This is a genomic window from Sorangium sp. So ce321 (genome assembly GCF_051530195.1).
Classification (GTDB): domain Bacteria; phylum Myxococcota_A; class Polyangia; order Polyangiales; family Polyangiaceae; genus Sorangium.
In genome coordinates this window covers 336,035-350,675 of sequence record NZ_CP150329.1, presented here as the reverse complement: position 1 = coordinate 350,675, position 14,641 = coordinate 336,035, and the positions used below count along the sequence as shown (strand labels likewise).

Here is a 14,641-nt window from a genome sequence, read left to right as displayed (position 1 = left end):
AACCTCGCTCTCGGGGACAAGCACCACCGCCACGAGGAGCGGGACGACCACGCACCACACGACGGGTCCGATCAGGAGAATGAGAGGAGCGAAATAGATTTTCTTCAGTTTGTCAAACATATTGCTAGAGGAGCGAGAGGTGGAGCATGAAACCCAGGTAGGCCTTGGCTTCGAGTGGCTCCGGAGGGCGATGGACGATCTTCATGTCGATCCAGCGGCTGAGGCGCACCGCTCGGGCGTACCCGGGGATCACCTCGCGATTCGAGCCGGGCCATGAGATCAACGCGTCTCGTTTCTCCGGTGTGCAGATGCCATGCTCGACGCAGCGGTCGATCAGGGCGCGCCGTTCCGGGTCGGCGCCGCGCCTCGACGCGAACTCGAGCCCGATCCGTGGAAGCAAGCTCTCCCCGATCGTCAGGTCGACCCGGAACGTGTCGGGCCCCGCGCCGAGCGTGTCGATCAACGAAGCCGCCTCGGCGAGGGAGCCTGGCCAGCGGATCGCGCCGAGGTAATCGAGCACCTGCTCCCTGCGCATCGCCGCGAAGAGCTTCAACACCGTGGGGCGGCGCGTCACCATGAAGCCCACGTGGACGATCCGCCCGCCCGCCGGCAACGCCTCGAAGCAGCGGTGGAGGTCGGCGCGCGCCTCGGGCGCGAGAGGCTCGCTCGACAGCGCCGAGAGCGCCGCCTGCAGGGACGGCGCGCAGTCGGCGAGGCCGTGGCCGATCGCGCCCGGCGAGGCCGAGCCCTTCGGCAGCGAAGGATCGACGCACAGGAGCACCGAGGGCATGAGACGACCGCGGGTGATCTCGCCGCTGTCGAGCTCGAGCCACACCACGGGGACCCGGGCATGGAGCGGCGACGCCGGGTCCGTCCAGACGCGCGCGAGCTCCTGGACGCGGCCCCAGGTCGTGGCCTCCTCTCCCGAAGACGGCAGGCCTGTTGGCCTGGCCGCCAGGAGGATCGGGGCCTCGGCCGCCATCACGGAGGCGCCGAGATCGACCTCGGCTGCGCCCGGGCCGAGGCGGCACTCGAGGTACGCGCAGGAGACAGCCGGCGGGAGGCGCCGCGCCGCTCCGAGGACGCTCTCCCAGGCGCCCGGCGTGACGAGGGCGCCTGGGACATGAGAGCGAATCCGGTCGAAGGTCTGTTCAAGCGGCCAGCTCATAAAAAACCAAGCGCGAGGCCTCCCCGCGCCCCCTCACCAGGCAGGATCGTAGCTGTCAGCGAGCTTCTTGAGGACGGCCGCGTGCTCGTCTGGATCGAGGCCGACCTGCGTGAACATCTTTCGCAGCGCGCTCTCCTGTTCAGCGCGCGATGACCCCTTGAAGTACTCCGCGTCGGCTATCGCGGTCGCCTCGGTCTTGCTGAGATCATATTCCTTCAGCACTGCGTCCGGGTCGCCGTGAAACCGCTTCGTGAACTCTCGGTCATCGACGCGATTGAGAAACTCGATGAGTCGTGCGGACGGGATCGGCTTGGTCATGTTTCCTCCTCGAGCGACGCTGCGAGGCAAGGGTGCTCGCCTCGCGTCGTCCTCTGTTCAGCGAACGTGGGCCCTCACGCGCGCCACCCCCGGCTCCGTCGGGGGCCTCTGGCGTCGAAGTCGCCCGCCATGCGCGTCGTGAATCCTTCCGGACGCGCCGCAAGGGCGCGCCGCCTGTCGGAGCGGCCGATGCCGCTGGTTCACCCGGCAGGTCTTCGTTTACCCGACACGAAGCTGCCATTGCAGCGAGCATGCCAGTGGTTCACGGCCCACCGAGGTGTTGCAGAGCACCAGAAATCGTACGTGCCGAACGACGCGACAGCGACCATTTGCCGACCGGCAACTTCTTGCCGGCAAGACTTTGCCGGTGGCCACCGGCAGGCACCCTCGTCAAAGCAATGACGTACGTGCCGGCTGCCGCTACGTAGCGGGCTTCGTCACGCCAAGCACCTTCATGCGGTACGACAGGGTGCGCACCGGGATGCCCAGGCGCTTCGCTGCCTCGGTCCGGCTCCATCCCGCGGCCTCGAGCGTATCGCGGAGGATCTTCGCCTCGTATTGCTGCACCTTCCCCCGCACCGGCGTGTCCTCGAGCTCGGAGGGCTGCGTCGAGGGCGGGGGCGGCGGCGAGGGCGGAGGGGCGCTCACCACGCCTTCGGGATACGTGCGTTCAGGATCCGACGCTCGTGCAGGCTCAGCGGCGCCCTCGCCCTGGGCCCGCGCCGCCCGCACGGGCGCCGGCAAGTCCTCCGGCTGCACGAGCGCGGCCCGCGTCACCACCACCGCGCGCTCCATCGCGTTGCGCAGCTCACGCACGTTGCCGGGCCAGCTGTAGAGCTGCAAGAGCTCCATCGCTTCTCTGGCGATACCTTGCACGTGCCGGCCGTTGGCCTGGTTCGCCATGCGCAAGAAGCGCCACGCGAGCGGCTCTATCTCGTCCTTGCGCTCGCGCAGCGGGGGGATGTCGATCACCACGCCCCCGAGCCGGTAATAGAGGTCGGCCCGGAACGCGCCCGACTCGCTCATCGCCTCGAGGTCGCGGTGCGTCGCCGCCACGATGCGCACGTCGGTCTCGATCTCGCGCGGCGAGCCGACCCGGCTGAAGCTGCCCGTCTCCAGCACCCGCAACAAGGCTGCCTGCGCGGCCGGGGGCAGCTCCCCGATCTCGTCGAGAAAGACCGTCCCGCCGTCGGCGTCCTCGAAGACGCCCTTCTGCTGCTGCTGCGCGCCGGTGAACGCGCCGCGCTCGTGCCCGAAGAGGGTGCTCTCCACGAGATCCTTCGGGATGGCCCCGCAATTGACGCGCACCATGCGCCGCGCCTTGCGCGAGCCCCCATCGTGAATGAGGCGCGCGAGCACCTCCTTGCCCGTGCCCGTCTCGCCGTGCAGCACGACAGGAATCCGCGAGGCGGCCACGCGCTCGATCGTCGCAAGCAGCCCGCTCATCGCGGCCCCCGCGATGAGCGCCCCACCCCGGGTGCTCTCGACCGCCCAGGACGAACTCGCGACAAGCTCGACAGGCTGCGCGCGCGAGGCCCGGCGCGCAGCCTCTCGAGCGCGCTCGACGAGCTCGTCCACCGTGCTGCCCGCGTCCGGGTGGACAGCGCCGCCGACGAGGAGGCAGGCGCCGCCCTGGGCCGGGGCCGCGATGGCGCGGGCGATGCTGCCAGCCTCGTCGGCCCCCGTCTCCGGCAGGAGGACGTGCGCCGCGTCGGGTCCATAGAGCGCGATGCGGTCGACCGGGCGCAAACGCGCGCGCAGCACCTCGAGCCAGAGCCTGTGGTCCGGCCCCGCCGGTACCGCTTGCTCGGCGCGAACGAAGAGGAGCGCGAAGGGCCGGCGGAACTGCTCGGCCCGCGCGAGCTCCTCGTCGATGTGGCGCCGGAGCCTGTCCTCGCCCTCGATGCCGAGCGGCCCGCCCGTGGTTCCGAGCGCCTCGATGCGCACGAGGACGCCGCCGAGAGAAACCTCGTCGCCGATCTCGAGCTCGGCTTCCTTCACGCGGCTGCCCGCGATGCGCGTGCCGTTGCGGGATCCGAGGTCCTCGACACGCACCCGCCCGCCGGCGAGCGAGAAGCGCGCGTGCTCGCGCGATAGCGTCGGATCCTCGATACGCAGGCTCGCAGGTGCCGTGCGCCCGATTGTCACGGGCGCGTCGGGCGCGAGCAGCGCGCTCTGCACGCCTCGCGTGTGCTGCACGAGGAGCGCGACGCTGCGTCCGGCGTCGGTGAGCAGCGGGGACGCAAGACGCTCTGCGAGCGTCTGCGTCTCACGGAACCGCTGCGGTTTCGATTGCTCGTCGGACATGCTGTCTCGAGGCCACCTCTACCAGAGTGCAGGGCGCTCGACCACGACGGGCAGCGCTCAGCGGGCACGTGCGGGGCCGTGCCTCGTTGACGGAGAAGGTCGCCCTCCGGTAACATCCCACCATGGCTCCTCCCGAGCGCCTCATCGCCAGCAGGTACGAGCTCGAGGCGGCGATCGGAGAGGGCGCCATGGGCCACATCTGGAAGGCGCTCGACCGGCACCTGCGGCGTCCGGTGGCGCTGAAGCTCATGGCCCCCGAGCACGCCGCCTCCTCCACGGCGCGCACCCGCTTCGAGCTGGAGGCCAGGGCGGTCGCCAAGCTCTGCAATCAGCACGTGGTGCAGATCCACGACTATGGGTTCGATGAGGGCGCCCCCTACATCGTGATGGAGCTGCTCCAGGGCGAGGACCTCGAGGGCCGGCTCAATCGCGCCGAGCGCCTGCCGCTCTCAGCCGTCATCTCGATCGTGAGCCAGGCGAGCCGGGGCCTCGCGGCCGCGCACGGCGTCGGCATCGTACACCGCGATCTCAAGCCGGCGAACCTCTTTCTCGCCCGCACCGACGCCGGCGAGGTGCTCAAGATCCTCGATTTCGGCGTTGCATCGATGCTCGGGAATGACATCACCTCGCCCGAGGCGCTCGTGGGAACACCGCTCTACATGAGCCCGGAGCAGGTCCGCTGCTCACAGATCGACCACCGCAGCGACCTCTGGTCGCTCGCCGTCGTCGCCTACCACGCGCTCACGGGCGAACCGCCGTTTCAGGCGCAACAGCTGGTGTCGATGATCATGAACATTGCCATCGCTCCATTCCCGGCCCCATCGGCCCTCGTGCCGGAGCTCTCGCCCGAGGTCGACAGGTTCTTCGAGCGCGCTCTGGCGAAGAACCCGGCCCAGCGCTTCTCGTCCGCGCGCGAGATGGCCGCCGCCTTCGCCGCGCTGGCCGAGCCGAAGGACCGGGGCACCGCGAAGATCCTCGTCATCGACGACGAGCCGGACGTGCCGCTGCTCGTCCGGCAGCGCTTCCGCCAGCAGATCCGCAAATCAGTGTACGATTTCGTCTTCGCCACCGACGGCGAGACAGCCCTCGAGCAGCTCCGCAAGCACCCCGACATCGATGTAGTCCTGACCGATATCAGCATGCCCGGCATGGACGGGCTCACTTTCCTTTCACGCGTCGCCGAGCTCAACCCGATGGTGCAGACCGTGATGGTCTCCGCGTACGGCGACATGACGAACATCCGCACCGCCATGAACCGCGGCGCGTTCGATTTCCTCGTGAAGCCGATCGATTTCGATGACCTCGAGGTCACGATTCAAAAGTCTCTCCGGCGCGTGATCGAATTGCGTAAGACAGCCCGCTCGACCGAGGAGAACGACGCGCTGCGGATGTTCGTGAGCCCGAGCCTCGTCGAGCGGATCCGCAGCGCCGCGCCGGACGCAGGGCGAAGCGAAGAGTGGCAGGGGACAGTGGCGTTCCTCGATATCGTAGGTTTCCGCGCCGCCGCAGGCGAGGCGCCGCCCGAAGACGCCGTCCGGACGCTCAATGCCAATTTCGAGGTGATGGTCCCCGAGATCACCGTGCGGGGCGGCGTCGTGGAGAAGTTCCTCGGTGATGCGGTGATGGCCCTCTTCCGTGGCGAGCGGCACCTCGCGCGCGCGCTCGAGGCCTGCATCGCGGTGCGCGACCAGCTCCACGCCCTCGCGCTGCGCACCGGGGAAGGGTCGCCCTTCACTCACGGCGTCTCCATCGGGGTCGACACGGGCCCGATGATCTCGGGCGAGATCGGCTCAAGGGCCTTCGGGCGGCTCGATTACACGGTCCTCGGCGAGATCGTGGGGACCGCGGCCCATCTGGAGTCGCTCGCGCGAAAAAACCAGATCCTCGTCACCGGCCGTGTTGCAGAGAGCGCGAACGATCACTTCGAGTTCGAAGCTCAGGAGAGCCGGAGCTGGCCCCAGGGCGGCGCGCCCATCGCTGTCTTCGAGCTCGTACGACGGAGGCTCCCCCAGGTGGTCGCGCCGAGCACCTCGACCGCGCACATGACGACGGTCGCCTACGAGGAGCAGGACGCCGGCAGCGCTGGTCAACCTGCGCCAGCCTGACGGGGCTCGCTCCGGCCGGGCACGATCTTGCGGAGACGCAGGCCGGTCACGGAGGGGGCCCGCGAGCCCAGAGCACGCGTCCCGTCGACCGCGACACGCGCACCGTCGACCGCGACACGCGCACCGCGGGCGCCGGGAGCGTCGGTGGGAGATGGCGCGAGCGGAATCTCAGAACCTCGCGCCGAGCGCAGCGGCGGCGCCCCCGGGCAAGGGGACGACGTGCACCGCGGCGGCGGCGGCGGGCGCGGCCGGGTCGGCGCGGCCGAGGAGGAGCGCGGCCACGGCGCCGCCGAGCGCCGCCACGCCGACGCCGAAGGCGATGTTGGCGCCGACGATCTTGGTCCGCACGGCGTCGACGTCGGCCTCGGCGCAGCGCGGCGCGCAGGTCGTCCGCAGGCGGTCGGCGTCGGCGCGCGCGCTCAGGCCGAGGGCCGCGTAGGCGACGCCCCCCGCGGCGGCGACGCCGCCGAGCGCGATGGGCAGGAGGAGCGCGCTCGCGGGCGGCGACGTGGCCTGGTCCTCGTGGGGCGTGAGCGCGCCTCCTCCGGGCGCGCCCGCGCCTCCTCCCGGCGCGCCCGCGCCGCGGCCCGGCCCGGCGGACCGGACCAGGCGGGTCGAGACGCGACGCAGCTTCTCCCCCTCGCGCACCACGAGCCGCAGCGCGACGGGCGCGCTGCCCGCGCGCTCGAAGCGGAGCACGTGCTCGCCCGGGTCGACCTCGACGGCCTTGCCGTCCAGCCGCGCGGCGAGGGGCGCGCCGTCGGCGGTCACCTGCACGTCGGCGACGTCCTGGCCCTGCTCGTCCTCCGCGCTCAGGATCAGCGTCGGCAGGCGCGCCGCGACGTCGGAGAGCCAGCCCGCGCAGTCCGACCGGACGAGCGCGGGACAGGCGGCGCTGCCGCAGGAGATGAAGCGCGCGCGCGCCTCGCGCAGCCGGCCCTCGTCGCGCAGGCGCTGGCCCTCCTCGGAGGCCGTGAAGCACGCCTCGGCGTCGCCGGCGTGCGCGAGGGCGGGCAGGTGGTACGCGAGGGCCGAGGCGGCGAGGGCGGCGAAGAGGGAGCGGCGAGGGGTGCGCTGGTTCATCCGGCCTCCGTCAGAAGCATTCGCGCTTGTAGCGCTTGTGGCCCTGTCCATCGATGACGAAAGGCGGATTGCACCCGCCGCGCGCGGGCTGGCGGCGCGGCTGCCGGCGCGCGCCGGAGCCGGCGGCTGCCGCGGCCGGCGCGGTGGCCGTCGTCGATACCACCGGCGCGGCGCTGGCAGCGCCTGGCGCAGCCGACACGGCAAGCTCAGGCGCGACCGACCGCGCCACGGGCCGCGCGCGCGCCGCGGCGGCCACGCCGGCCCTCGCGCGGGCCAGGGTCGGCGCCTCGGCGCGCGCGAGGCCGACCGCAGCGGCCGCGATCGCGAGCAGCGCGCCCGTCGCCGCGACCGCCGCCCAGAGCTGCCGGCTCGCCGCCTGCCGCGGGCTCGCGGCAGCCTCCCCCGCCGGCCCCGTCCCGAGACCCAGCGCGGCGACCGGGATCGCCGCCCCCGCCTCGAGCGCCGTCCCCGCGAGCGCCGTCCCCGCGAGCGCCGTCCCCGCGAGCGCCGTCCCCGGGGTCGCCGCCCCCGCCTCGAGCGCCGCCCCCGGCTCGATCGCGGCGATCAGCGCCGCGCGCCGGGCCAGCGACTCGCCCGCGAACACGGCCACCCAGGCGCCCACCTCCGACGTCGACGCGGCCATGCCCGTCGCCTCCAGCGCGAGCGCCATCGCGCGCGCGGTCGGGTACCGGTCCTCGGGCTCGCGCGCGAGCGCCCGCAGCGTGATCGCCTCGAGCTCCGGCGGCACCCCGGGCCGGCGGGCGCTCGGCGGATCCACGCCCGCCTGCAGCAGCCGCAGGATGGAGAGCGCCTCGCCCCGCCCCTCGAAGAGGCGCTCGCCCGTCAACGTCTCCCACAGCACCACCCCGGCCGCGTACACGTCCGCCCGCCGGTCGAGCGGCTCGCCCGCGATCTGCTCGGGTGACATGTAGGCGATCTTCCCCTTCAGCTGCCCGTCGCGCGTGATCTGCGCGCGCCCCGCGGACTGGGCCACGCCGAAGTCGAGCACGCGCGCTACCCCGTCCTCGCCGACGAGCACGTTGTGCGGCGACACGTCGCGGTGCACGAGGTGGAGCGGGGCGCCGTCCTCGGCGGTGGCCTCGTGCGCCGCGTGCAGGCCGTGCAGCGCGCCGGCGAGCACCGCGCAGGCGACGCGCGGCGGGGGCGCGCCGCCCTCGCGCGTGGCAGCGCGGAGCAGGCGCGCCAGCGACTCGCCGTGCACGTACTCCATGACGAGCAGCACCTCGCCGCCGCTCGACACGACGTCGACGGTCGAGACGACGTTCGGGTGCCGGATGCGAGCCGCCACCCGCGCCTCGTCGAGGAGCATGGCGACGAGCTCGGGATCCCGGACGAACTGCGGGTAGAGCCGCTTGATCGCGACGGTCCGCCGGAACCCGGCCGAGCCGAGCTGGCGCCCGAGGTGCACCGTCGCCATGCCGCCAGCCCCGATCTCGTCGAAGAGCAGGTAGCGGACGACAGCCAACGCGCCGCCCTGGCTCCGGGCCTGCAACATCGGGGCGACGATACCATGGCCGAGGCGCGGGCCACGGCCGCATGTCAGGGCGATCGCCGGGCGCGCAGGATCTGGAAGTACCGCCGCGCGATGCCCGACGCGGCCGCCGCGCTCCGGACATTGCCGCCGTGCTGCGCGAGGACGCGCTGCACGTAGCGCCGCTCGAAGTGCTCGACGATTCGCTCTCTCGCGCGCGCGAGGGGCAGGTCGAGCGCGAGGATCTCCTCGATGATGTCGTCTGCTGTCGCAGGCTCGGCGCCCCCGCAGGCCGCCGCGGGCCCGGCGGACGACGGGGGCACGGGCGTGGACGGCTGCGCAGCGGGCGCGGCGTGCCCGGGTTGCGACGGCGCGGCGTGTCCGGGCTGCGGCGTCGACGCGGGCCCCGGCGCCGCCAGCGGCTGCGGCGTCGACGCGGGCCCGGGCGTCGAGAGCGGCGCGCCCGCCGAGGTCAGCCCGGCCCTCGTCGTCTCGATCGGCGCGGCCTCGCCGAGCGCCACGCGGCGCGCCACGGCGTTGTAGAGCTCGCGCACGTTGCCCGGCCAGTCGTAGTCCTCCAGCCGCTCGCTGAACCCCTGGGGGAAGGGCGCGCCGCGGCCCGCGAGCTGCCGCCAGAAATGGTGCGCGAGCACGGTGACGTCGCCGCGCCGCCTGCGCAGCGGCGGCAGCTCGATGCGCGCCACCGCGAGCCGGAAGAACAGGTCGTCGCGGAACCGGCCCGCCTGGATCTCGCGCTCCAGATCGCGCCGGGTCGCGGCGAGCACCCGGATGTCGACGCGGATCCACCGGTTCGAGCCGACGCGCTGCACCTCCGAGCGCTGGATGGCGCGGAGGAGCTTGGCCTGCAGGCCGAGATCGAGGTCGCCGATCTCGTCGAGCAGCAGCGTGCCGCCGTGCGCCTCCTCGAAGACGCCGCGGCGCGCCTCGCTCGCGCCGGTGAAGGCGCCGCGCTCGTGCCCGAAGAGCGCCGACTCCACGAGCGTCGGCGGCACCGCGGTGCAGTCGAAGACGACGAAGGGCCCGGCGGCCCGCGGCCCCTGCTCGTGGATCGCCTCCGCGAGCACCTCCTTGCCGGTCCCCGTCTCGCCCTCGATGACGACCGGCACGCTCGAGCTCGCGAGGCGCTCGCACAGCGGGTAGAGCCGCCGCATCTCCTCGCTGGCCCCGACGAGCTTGCCGAAGCGCACGGCGCGCGACAGCTCGACCGCCTGCGTGACGCCGAGCGCCTCGACGCGGAGCACTGTCTCGCCCATCCGGACGAGCTCGCTCCCCTGGAGGTACGCGTCGCCGACGCGGATCCCCTGCACGAAGGTGCCGTTGGTCGAGCCGAGGTCGGTGACGCGCAGGCGCGCGCCGGCGAGCTCGAAGGCGGCGTGGCGGCGCGACACGAGCCGGTCGGTCAGGGCGATGTCGCAGGCGGGGCTGGTGCCCGCGAGCACGCGCGAGGGCAGCCCTGGCGCCACGGTGAACCGGCGGCCCTCGTCCGGGCCCGCCATGACGGAGAGGGCGAAGCTCTCGGCGGCCGCCGCGGTCGGGCGCACCGGCCCGGGCACGAGCTCGGTGGAGGCGGCGTCGTCGTCGTTCCACGGGGGCATGCCCCTCCATCTCAGCAGGCATCCGCGCCGGCGTCACGCAGCGCCGCGGCGGGCGGCGCCGCGCCGGGCGCCGGCGGGGCCGGCGCCATCCGGCCAGCCTCGGGCTTGACGAACGCCATTCGTGACGAATACTGTTCTCACGATGGGTGCCCGGAATCCGTTTCAGGCGCGGGAGGTCACGAGCCGTCGCGGGGGCCCCGCGAAGCAGCCGCTGAGCCGCGACGCCATCGTGACCCAGGCGCTCGAGCTGCTCAGGCGCGAGGGGCTCGAGGGAATGAGCCTCCGCAAGGTCGCGGCGGCGCTCGACACCGGCCCCGCGTCCCTCTACGCCTACGTCGAGAACCTGCAAGAGCTGCGGGCCCTCGTCTGCGATCGCGCGCTCGCGGGCGTGGACACGTCCGGCGAGCGCGCTGTCGCGCGCGCGCCGGACGACGGCTGGCAACACCGCCTCATCGCGCTCCTGAGGTCGTATCTGCAGGTCCTGGCGCAGAGCCCGGGGCTGGCTCAGCTCGCGATGAGCACCATCGCGGCCGGCCCGAACGCGCTGCGCATCCTCGAGGCGCTCCTCTCGCTCCTCGAGGAAGCTGGCGTGGATCGGGCGACCGCGGCGTGGGCCGTCGACCTGCTCCTCCTGTACGTGACCGCCCTGGCCGCGGAGCAGAGCCAGCGCCGTGACGAGCCCGATCCCCTCGGGCCGATCGCGCGCGCCATCGGCGCTGTCTCTCCGCAGGAGCACCCGCACACCCACGCGGCGCGCGAGGACCTCCTTTCAGGGGGTCCAGAGCGCATGACATGGGCTCTCCAGGTCCTCCTGAAAGGGATCCTGCAGACTCCCCGCGACTCCATCGCCACCAGCGACGGCGGCGCGGCTCCCAGGCTGAGCAAGCCGAGAAGGCCTGCCCGTGGCCGCTGAGCCGTAGCCGCCAGGCCGCGGCCCCTCTCTGAACGGGCGCCGGGCGCCGGGCGCGAGCCCGTCGCCGGAACAGGCGCTCATCGGGCCTGCCACGGACGAACAGTGTTCGTCACGAACAGTGTATTACGCCGTGAGGCCGGCCGCTCCACGGAAGGGCGGATGGCCCGGCGGCGCCACGAGCTCCGGATTCCGCATCACCCAGCATCCACTGGAAGGGACACCCTCATGACAACCGCAACGAATCCTCGCATTGCCATCATCGGGAGCGGCCCGGGCGGCCTCACCGCCGCGCGCGTACTGCAACGCCACGGGGTCGCCGTCACCGTATACGAGCGCGACGCGGCCGCCGACGCACGCGCGCAGGGCGGCACGCTCGACATGCAGGCCCCCACCGGCCAGGTGGCCCTGGCCGCGGCCGGCCTGCTGGAGAAGTTCTTCGCGATCGCCCGGCCCGAGGGCCAGTCCATACGCCTCGTCGACAAGGCCGGCCAGATCCTCTTCGACAGGCCTGCAGCGCCGGGCGATACGTACAATCCGGAGCTCGATCGCGGGGACCTGCGCCAGCTGTTGCTCGATTCGCTCGAGCCCGGCACCGTCCAGTACGGCAAGGCATTCGAGAAGGCCGTCCCGCTCGGAGACGGGCAGCACGAGGTTCATTTCCGGGACGGCAGCAGCACCACCGTCGACCTGCTCATCGGCGCCGATGGCGCCCGCTCGAAGGTCCGTCCCCTCGTCTCGCCGGCAATGCCCGAATACGAGGGCGTGATGTTCGTCGAGCTCGACATCCGCGACGTCGACCGCGCCCACCCGGAGATCGCCGACCTCGTGGGCAGCGGGTCGTGCTTCGCGCTGTCCGACGACAAGGGTCTTCTCGCGCACCGCCTCGGCCGCAACAACGTCAACGTCTACGTCGCCTTCCGCGCCGAGCTCGACTGGGCCAGTCGCCTCGGCCTGAGCCTCGCGGACGCCGCCGGCGTGCGACGGACGCTCCTCGGCATGTTTGCCGGCTGGGCACCGGCGTGGCAGGCGCTGCTCGTCGCCTGCGAGGACTCCTTCCTCTGCCGCCCCATGTTCGCGCTGCCGGTGCCCCACACGTGGAAGACCGTCCCCGGCGTCACCCTGCTCGGCGACGCGGCGCACCTCATGTCGCCGTTCGCCGGACAGGGCGCGAACCTGGCCATGCTCGACGGCGCCGACCTCGCGCGGGCGATCGTCGCGTCGCGCGACCTCCTGGCCGCGGTCGAGGCCTACGAGGCCATCATGCTCCCCCGCGGCGCGAAGGCCGCCGCGGTAGCTCATGAGGGCTTGCACGTCGCCATCGCGCCAGGCGAGCCCAGCAGGGTGCTGGAGTACTGGGCCAGGCAGATGGAGCCAGAGGCGGCCCCGGCGCTCGCGCCGGCGAGCTGACGCTCGGGGGCAACCATGGCTCGAGCCCTGGGCCACGGTGCGCCACCGCGCGCCGTGCGACACGAGGCTTGCATTCGGAGCATGGCCAGAGAGGCCCGGATCTCGGGCATTGCGCTGCTCCTTCCCTACGAACGCGACGCGGGACCACGCGATCGCCGTGTCGAAGGGCCGCGCCTCGGCTCGCTCACGGCTCTCCCGAGGGTAGCCGCCGGACCAAGGATAGAGCATTCTCTGTCCAATGTCTGTCTCGTTGCAGCGGCACGCGCCGGGCGAGCCCGGGGTGAAGGAATCGCTTCGGGCGAGCGAGGAGCGCTTCCGGCTGCTCGTCGAGACCATCCAGGACTACGCCATCTTCATCCTCGACGCCGGAGGCCATGTGGCCACCTGGAACGTTGGGGCGGAGCGGATCAAGGGGTACAAGGCCGAGGAGATCATCGGGCGCCACTTCTCGACGTTCTACCCGCCGGAAGACGTGGCCGCGGGGAAGTGCGACCGCGAGATCGAGGAGGCGATCCGGTTCGGGCGGGTGGCGGACGAGGGGTGGCGCGTCCGCAAGGACGGCTCGCTGTTCTGGGCCAGCGTGGTCATCACGGCGCTGCGGGACCGCGAGGGGACCCTGCTCGGCTTCGCGAAGGTCACGCGGGACCTGACGGAGCGCCGGCACGCAGAGGAGGCGCTCCGGCGGAGCGAGGAGCGCTTCCGGCTGCTCGTCGCGAGCGTGAAGGACTATGCGATCTTCATGCTCGATCCGCGGGGCGTCATCACGACATGGAACCGCGGGGCGCAGGAGCTCAAGGGCTACAGCGCCGAGGAGATCCTCGGCCAGCACTTCTCGCGCTTCTACCCGGAGCACGACGTCCACGCCGGCAAGTGCGAGTGGGAGCTCGCGATCGCCGCCCGCGACGGGCGGGTGACCGACGAGGGGTGGCGCATCCGCAAGGACGGCACGCGGTTCTGGGCCTACGTCGTCATCACGGCGCTCCGCGGCCCCGGCGGGGAGCTCGTCGGCTTCGCGAAGGTCACGCGGGACCTCACCGAGCGGCGCCAGGCCGAGGAGGAGCGCATCCGCCTCGCGCAGGCGCAGGAGGCGAACCGCATGAAGGACGAGTTCCTCGCGACGATCTCGCACGAGCTCCGGACGCCGCTCAACGCGATCCTCGGGTGGTCGTCGGTCCTGTGCGACAGCGTCACCGACCCCGAGATCGCGAAGGCCTTCGAGACGATCCGGCGAAACGCGCAGGCGCAGGCCAGGATCGTGGAGGACGTGCTCGACGTCTCGCGCATCGTCACCGGCAAGATGCACATCGAGACCAGGCCGACGAACTTCGCGGCCATCGTGGACGATGCGCTCGAGGTCGTCCGTCCCGCCGCGGACGCGAAGGGCATCGAGCTCTCCGTGCAAGGCGCCGAGGGCCCCCTCTCGCTCGTGGGGGACCCGGCGCGGCTCCAGCAGGTGGTGTGGAACCTCCTGTCCAACGCGGTGAAGTTCACCGAGAGGGGGGGACACGTCCGCGTGAACCTCGAGCAGGCCGGGGCGAGCATCCACCTCGCGGTGCACGACGACGGGCGCGGCATCGATCCCGCGGTGATCTCGCACGTGTTCGAGCGGTTCTGGCAGGCCGACAGCTCGATCACCCGCAGGTTCGGCGGGCTGGGGCTCGGGCTGTCGATCGTCCGCCACATCGTCGAGCTCCACGGCGGCACCGTCTCGGCCCACAGCGCCGGGCTGGACCAGGGGACGAGCTTCTTCGTCACGCTGCCCGTGCGGTCGGTGATGCCCCTCCCCGAGCAGGAGCCGGACAGACGCCGCGCGGCGGCCCCCAGGGAGCGGACGAGGGCGCGGCTCGACGGCCTCCGCGTGCTCGTCGTCGACGACGAGCCGGACGCGCGCGAGCTCATCAGCGCCGTGCTGTCCGAGCGAGGGGCGGAGGTGCGCGTCGCGAGCTCCGCGCTGGAGGCGCGCGGCGCGCTCGCCGCGGTGAGGCCGCACGTGATCGTGAGCGACATCGGCATGGCCGACGAGGACGGCTACGCGTTCATCCGGGGTGTGCGGGCGATGGCGCGGGACGGCGGGGGCGCGACGCCCGCGGTCGCCTTGACGGCGTACACGAGCGACACGAACGAGCGGCTCGCCCTGGAGGCAGGGTACGACGAGCACCTCGCGAAGCCGGTCAACCCGGAGGACCTGGTGCGGGTCGTCCGGAAGCTCGGACATCGAGAGAGCTGACCCGG

10 protein-coding genes are annotated in these 14,641 nt (G+C 72.5%); 4 read left to right on the top strand and 6 right to left on the bottom strand.

What is annotated here, in order from left to right:
• Positions 1-124: 124 nt before the first annotated feature.
• The 3 genes from WME89_RS01365 to WME89_RS01355 form a co-directional block, all read right to left on the bottom strand.
• Positions 125-1,168 carry a hypothetical protein gene (locus WME89_RS01365; RefSeq protein WP_438007481.1) on the bottom strand — a complete coding sequence of 348 codons (1,044 nt, stop codon included), beginning with the start codon at positions 1,166-1,168 and terminating at the stop codon, positions 125-127.
• 33 nt (positions 1,169-1,201) lie between these two features.
• Complete coding sequence (locus WME89_RS01360; RefSeq protein ID WP_438007480.1) at positions 1,202-1,486, bottom strand: hypothetical protein; 285 nt, start codon at positions 1,484-1,486, stop codon at positions 1,202-1,204.
• Positions 1,487-1,906: 420 nt separating this feature from the next.
• Positions 1,907-3,793: a sigma 54-interacting transcriptional regulator gene (locus WME89_RS01355; RefSeq protein ID WP_438007479.1), complete on the bottom strand. Its 1,887-nt coding sequence runs from the start codon at positions 3,791-3,793 to the stop codon at positions 1,907-1,909.
• Positions 3,794-3,915: 122 nt separating this feature from the next.
• Here WME89_RS01355 and WME89_RS01350 point away from each other — a divergent pair, with 122 nt between their 5' ends.
• Positions 3,916-5,898, top strand: a complete 1,983-nt coding sequence (locus tag WME89_RS01350) for a protein kinase domain-containing protein (RefSeq protein ID WP_438007478.1) — start codon at positions 3,916-3,918, stop codon at positions 5,896-5,898.
• A 168-nt stretch (positions 5,899-6,066) separates the two neighbouring features.
• Here the strand turns inward: WME89_RS01350 and WME89_RS01345 are convergent, their stop codons facing one another.
• Genes WME89_RS01345 through WME89_RS01335 form a run of 3 tightly spaced genes read right to left on the bottom strand, consistent with a single transcriptional unit; the run spans position 6,067 to position 10,089 of the window.
• A complete protein-coding gene (locus WME89_RS01345; RefSeq protein WP_438007477.1) occupies positions 6,067-6,981 on the bottom strand; it encodes a hypothetical protein in 915 nt (304 codons plus the stop codon).
• 10 nt (positions 6,982-6,991) lie between these two features.
• On the bottom strand, positions 6,992-8,497 hold the full coding sequence (locus WME89_RS01340) for a serine/threonine-protein kinase (RefSeq protein WP_438007476.1): 1,506 nt from the start codon (positions 8,495-8,497) through the stop codon (positions 6,992-6,994).
• A gap of 44 nt (positions 8,498-8,541) precedes the next feature.
• Complete coding sequence (locus WME89_RS01335; protein WP_438007475.1) at positions 8,542-10,089, bottom strand: sigma 54-interacting transcriptional regulator; 1,548 nt, start codon at positions 10,087-10,089, stop codon at positions 8,542-8,544.
• Positions 10,090-10,210: 121 nt separating this feature from the next.
• On the opposite strand from WME89_RS01335, the gene WME89_RS01330 reads away from it, so the two are divergent.
• The 3 genes from WME89_RS01330 to WME89_RS01320 all read left to right on the top strand — a co-directional run bounded on the left by WME89_RS01330 (position 10,211) and on the right by WME89_RS01320 (position 14,636).
• The gene (locus WME89_RS01330) at positions 10,211-11,002 is read left to right on the top strand and encodes a TetR/AcrR family transcriptional regulator (RefSeq protein WP_438007474.1); all 792 of its coding nucleotides are present in this window, start codon (positions 10,211-10,213) and stop codon (positions 11,000-11,002) included.
• Between the two features lie 225 nt (positions 11,003-11,227).
• Positions 11,228-12,409 carry an FAD-dependent oxidoreductase gene (locus WME89_RS01325; protein WP_438007473.1) on the top strand — a complete coding sequence of 394 codons (1,182 nt, stop codon included), beginning with the start codon at positions 11,228-11,230 and terminating at the stop codon, positions 12,407-12,409.
• A 238-nt stretch (positions 12,410-12,647) separates the two neighbouring features.
• The gene (locus WME89_RS01320; protein WP_438007472.1) at positions 12,648-14,636 is read left to right on the top strand and encodes a hybrid sensor histidine kinase/response regulator; all 1,989 of its coding nucleotides are present in this window, start codon (positions 12,648-12,650) and stop codon (positions 14,634-14,636) included.
• The last annotated feature ends 5 nt before the right edge of the window (positions 14,637-14,641 follow it).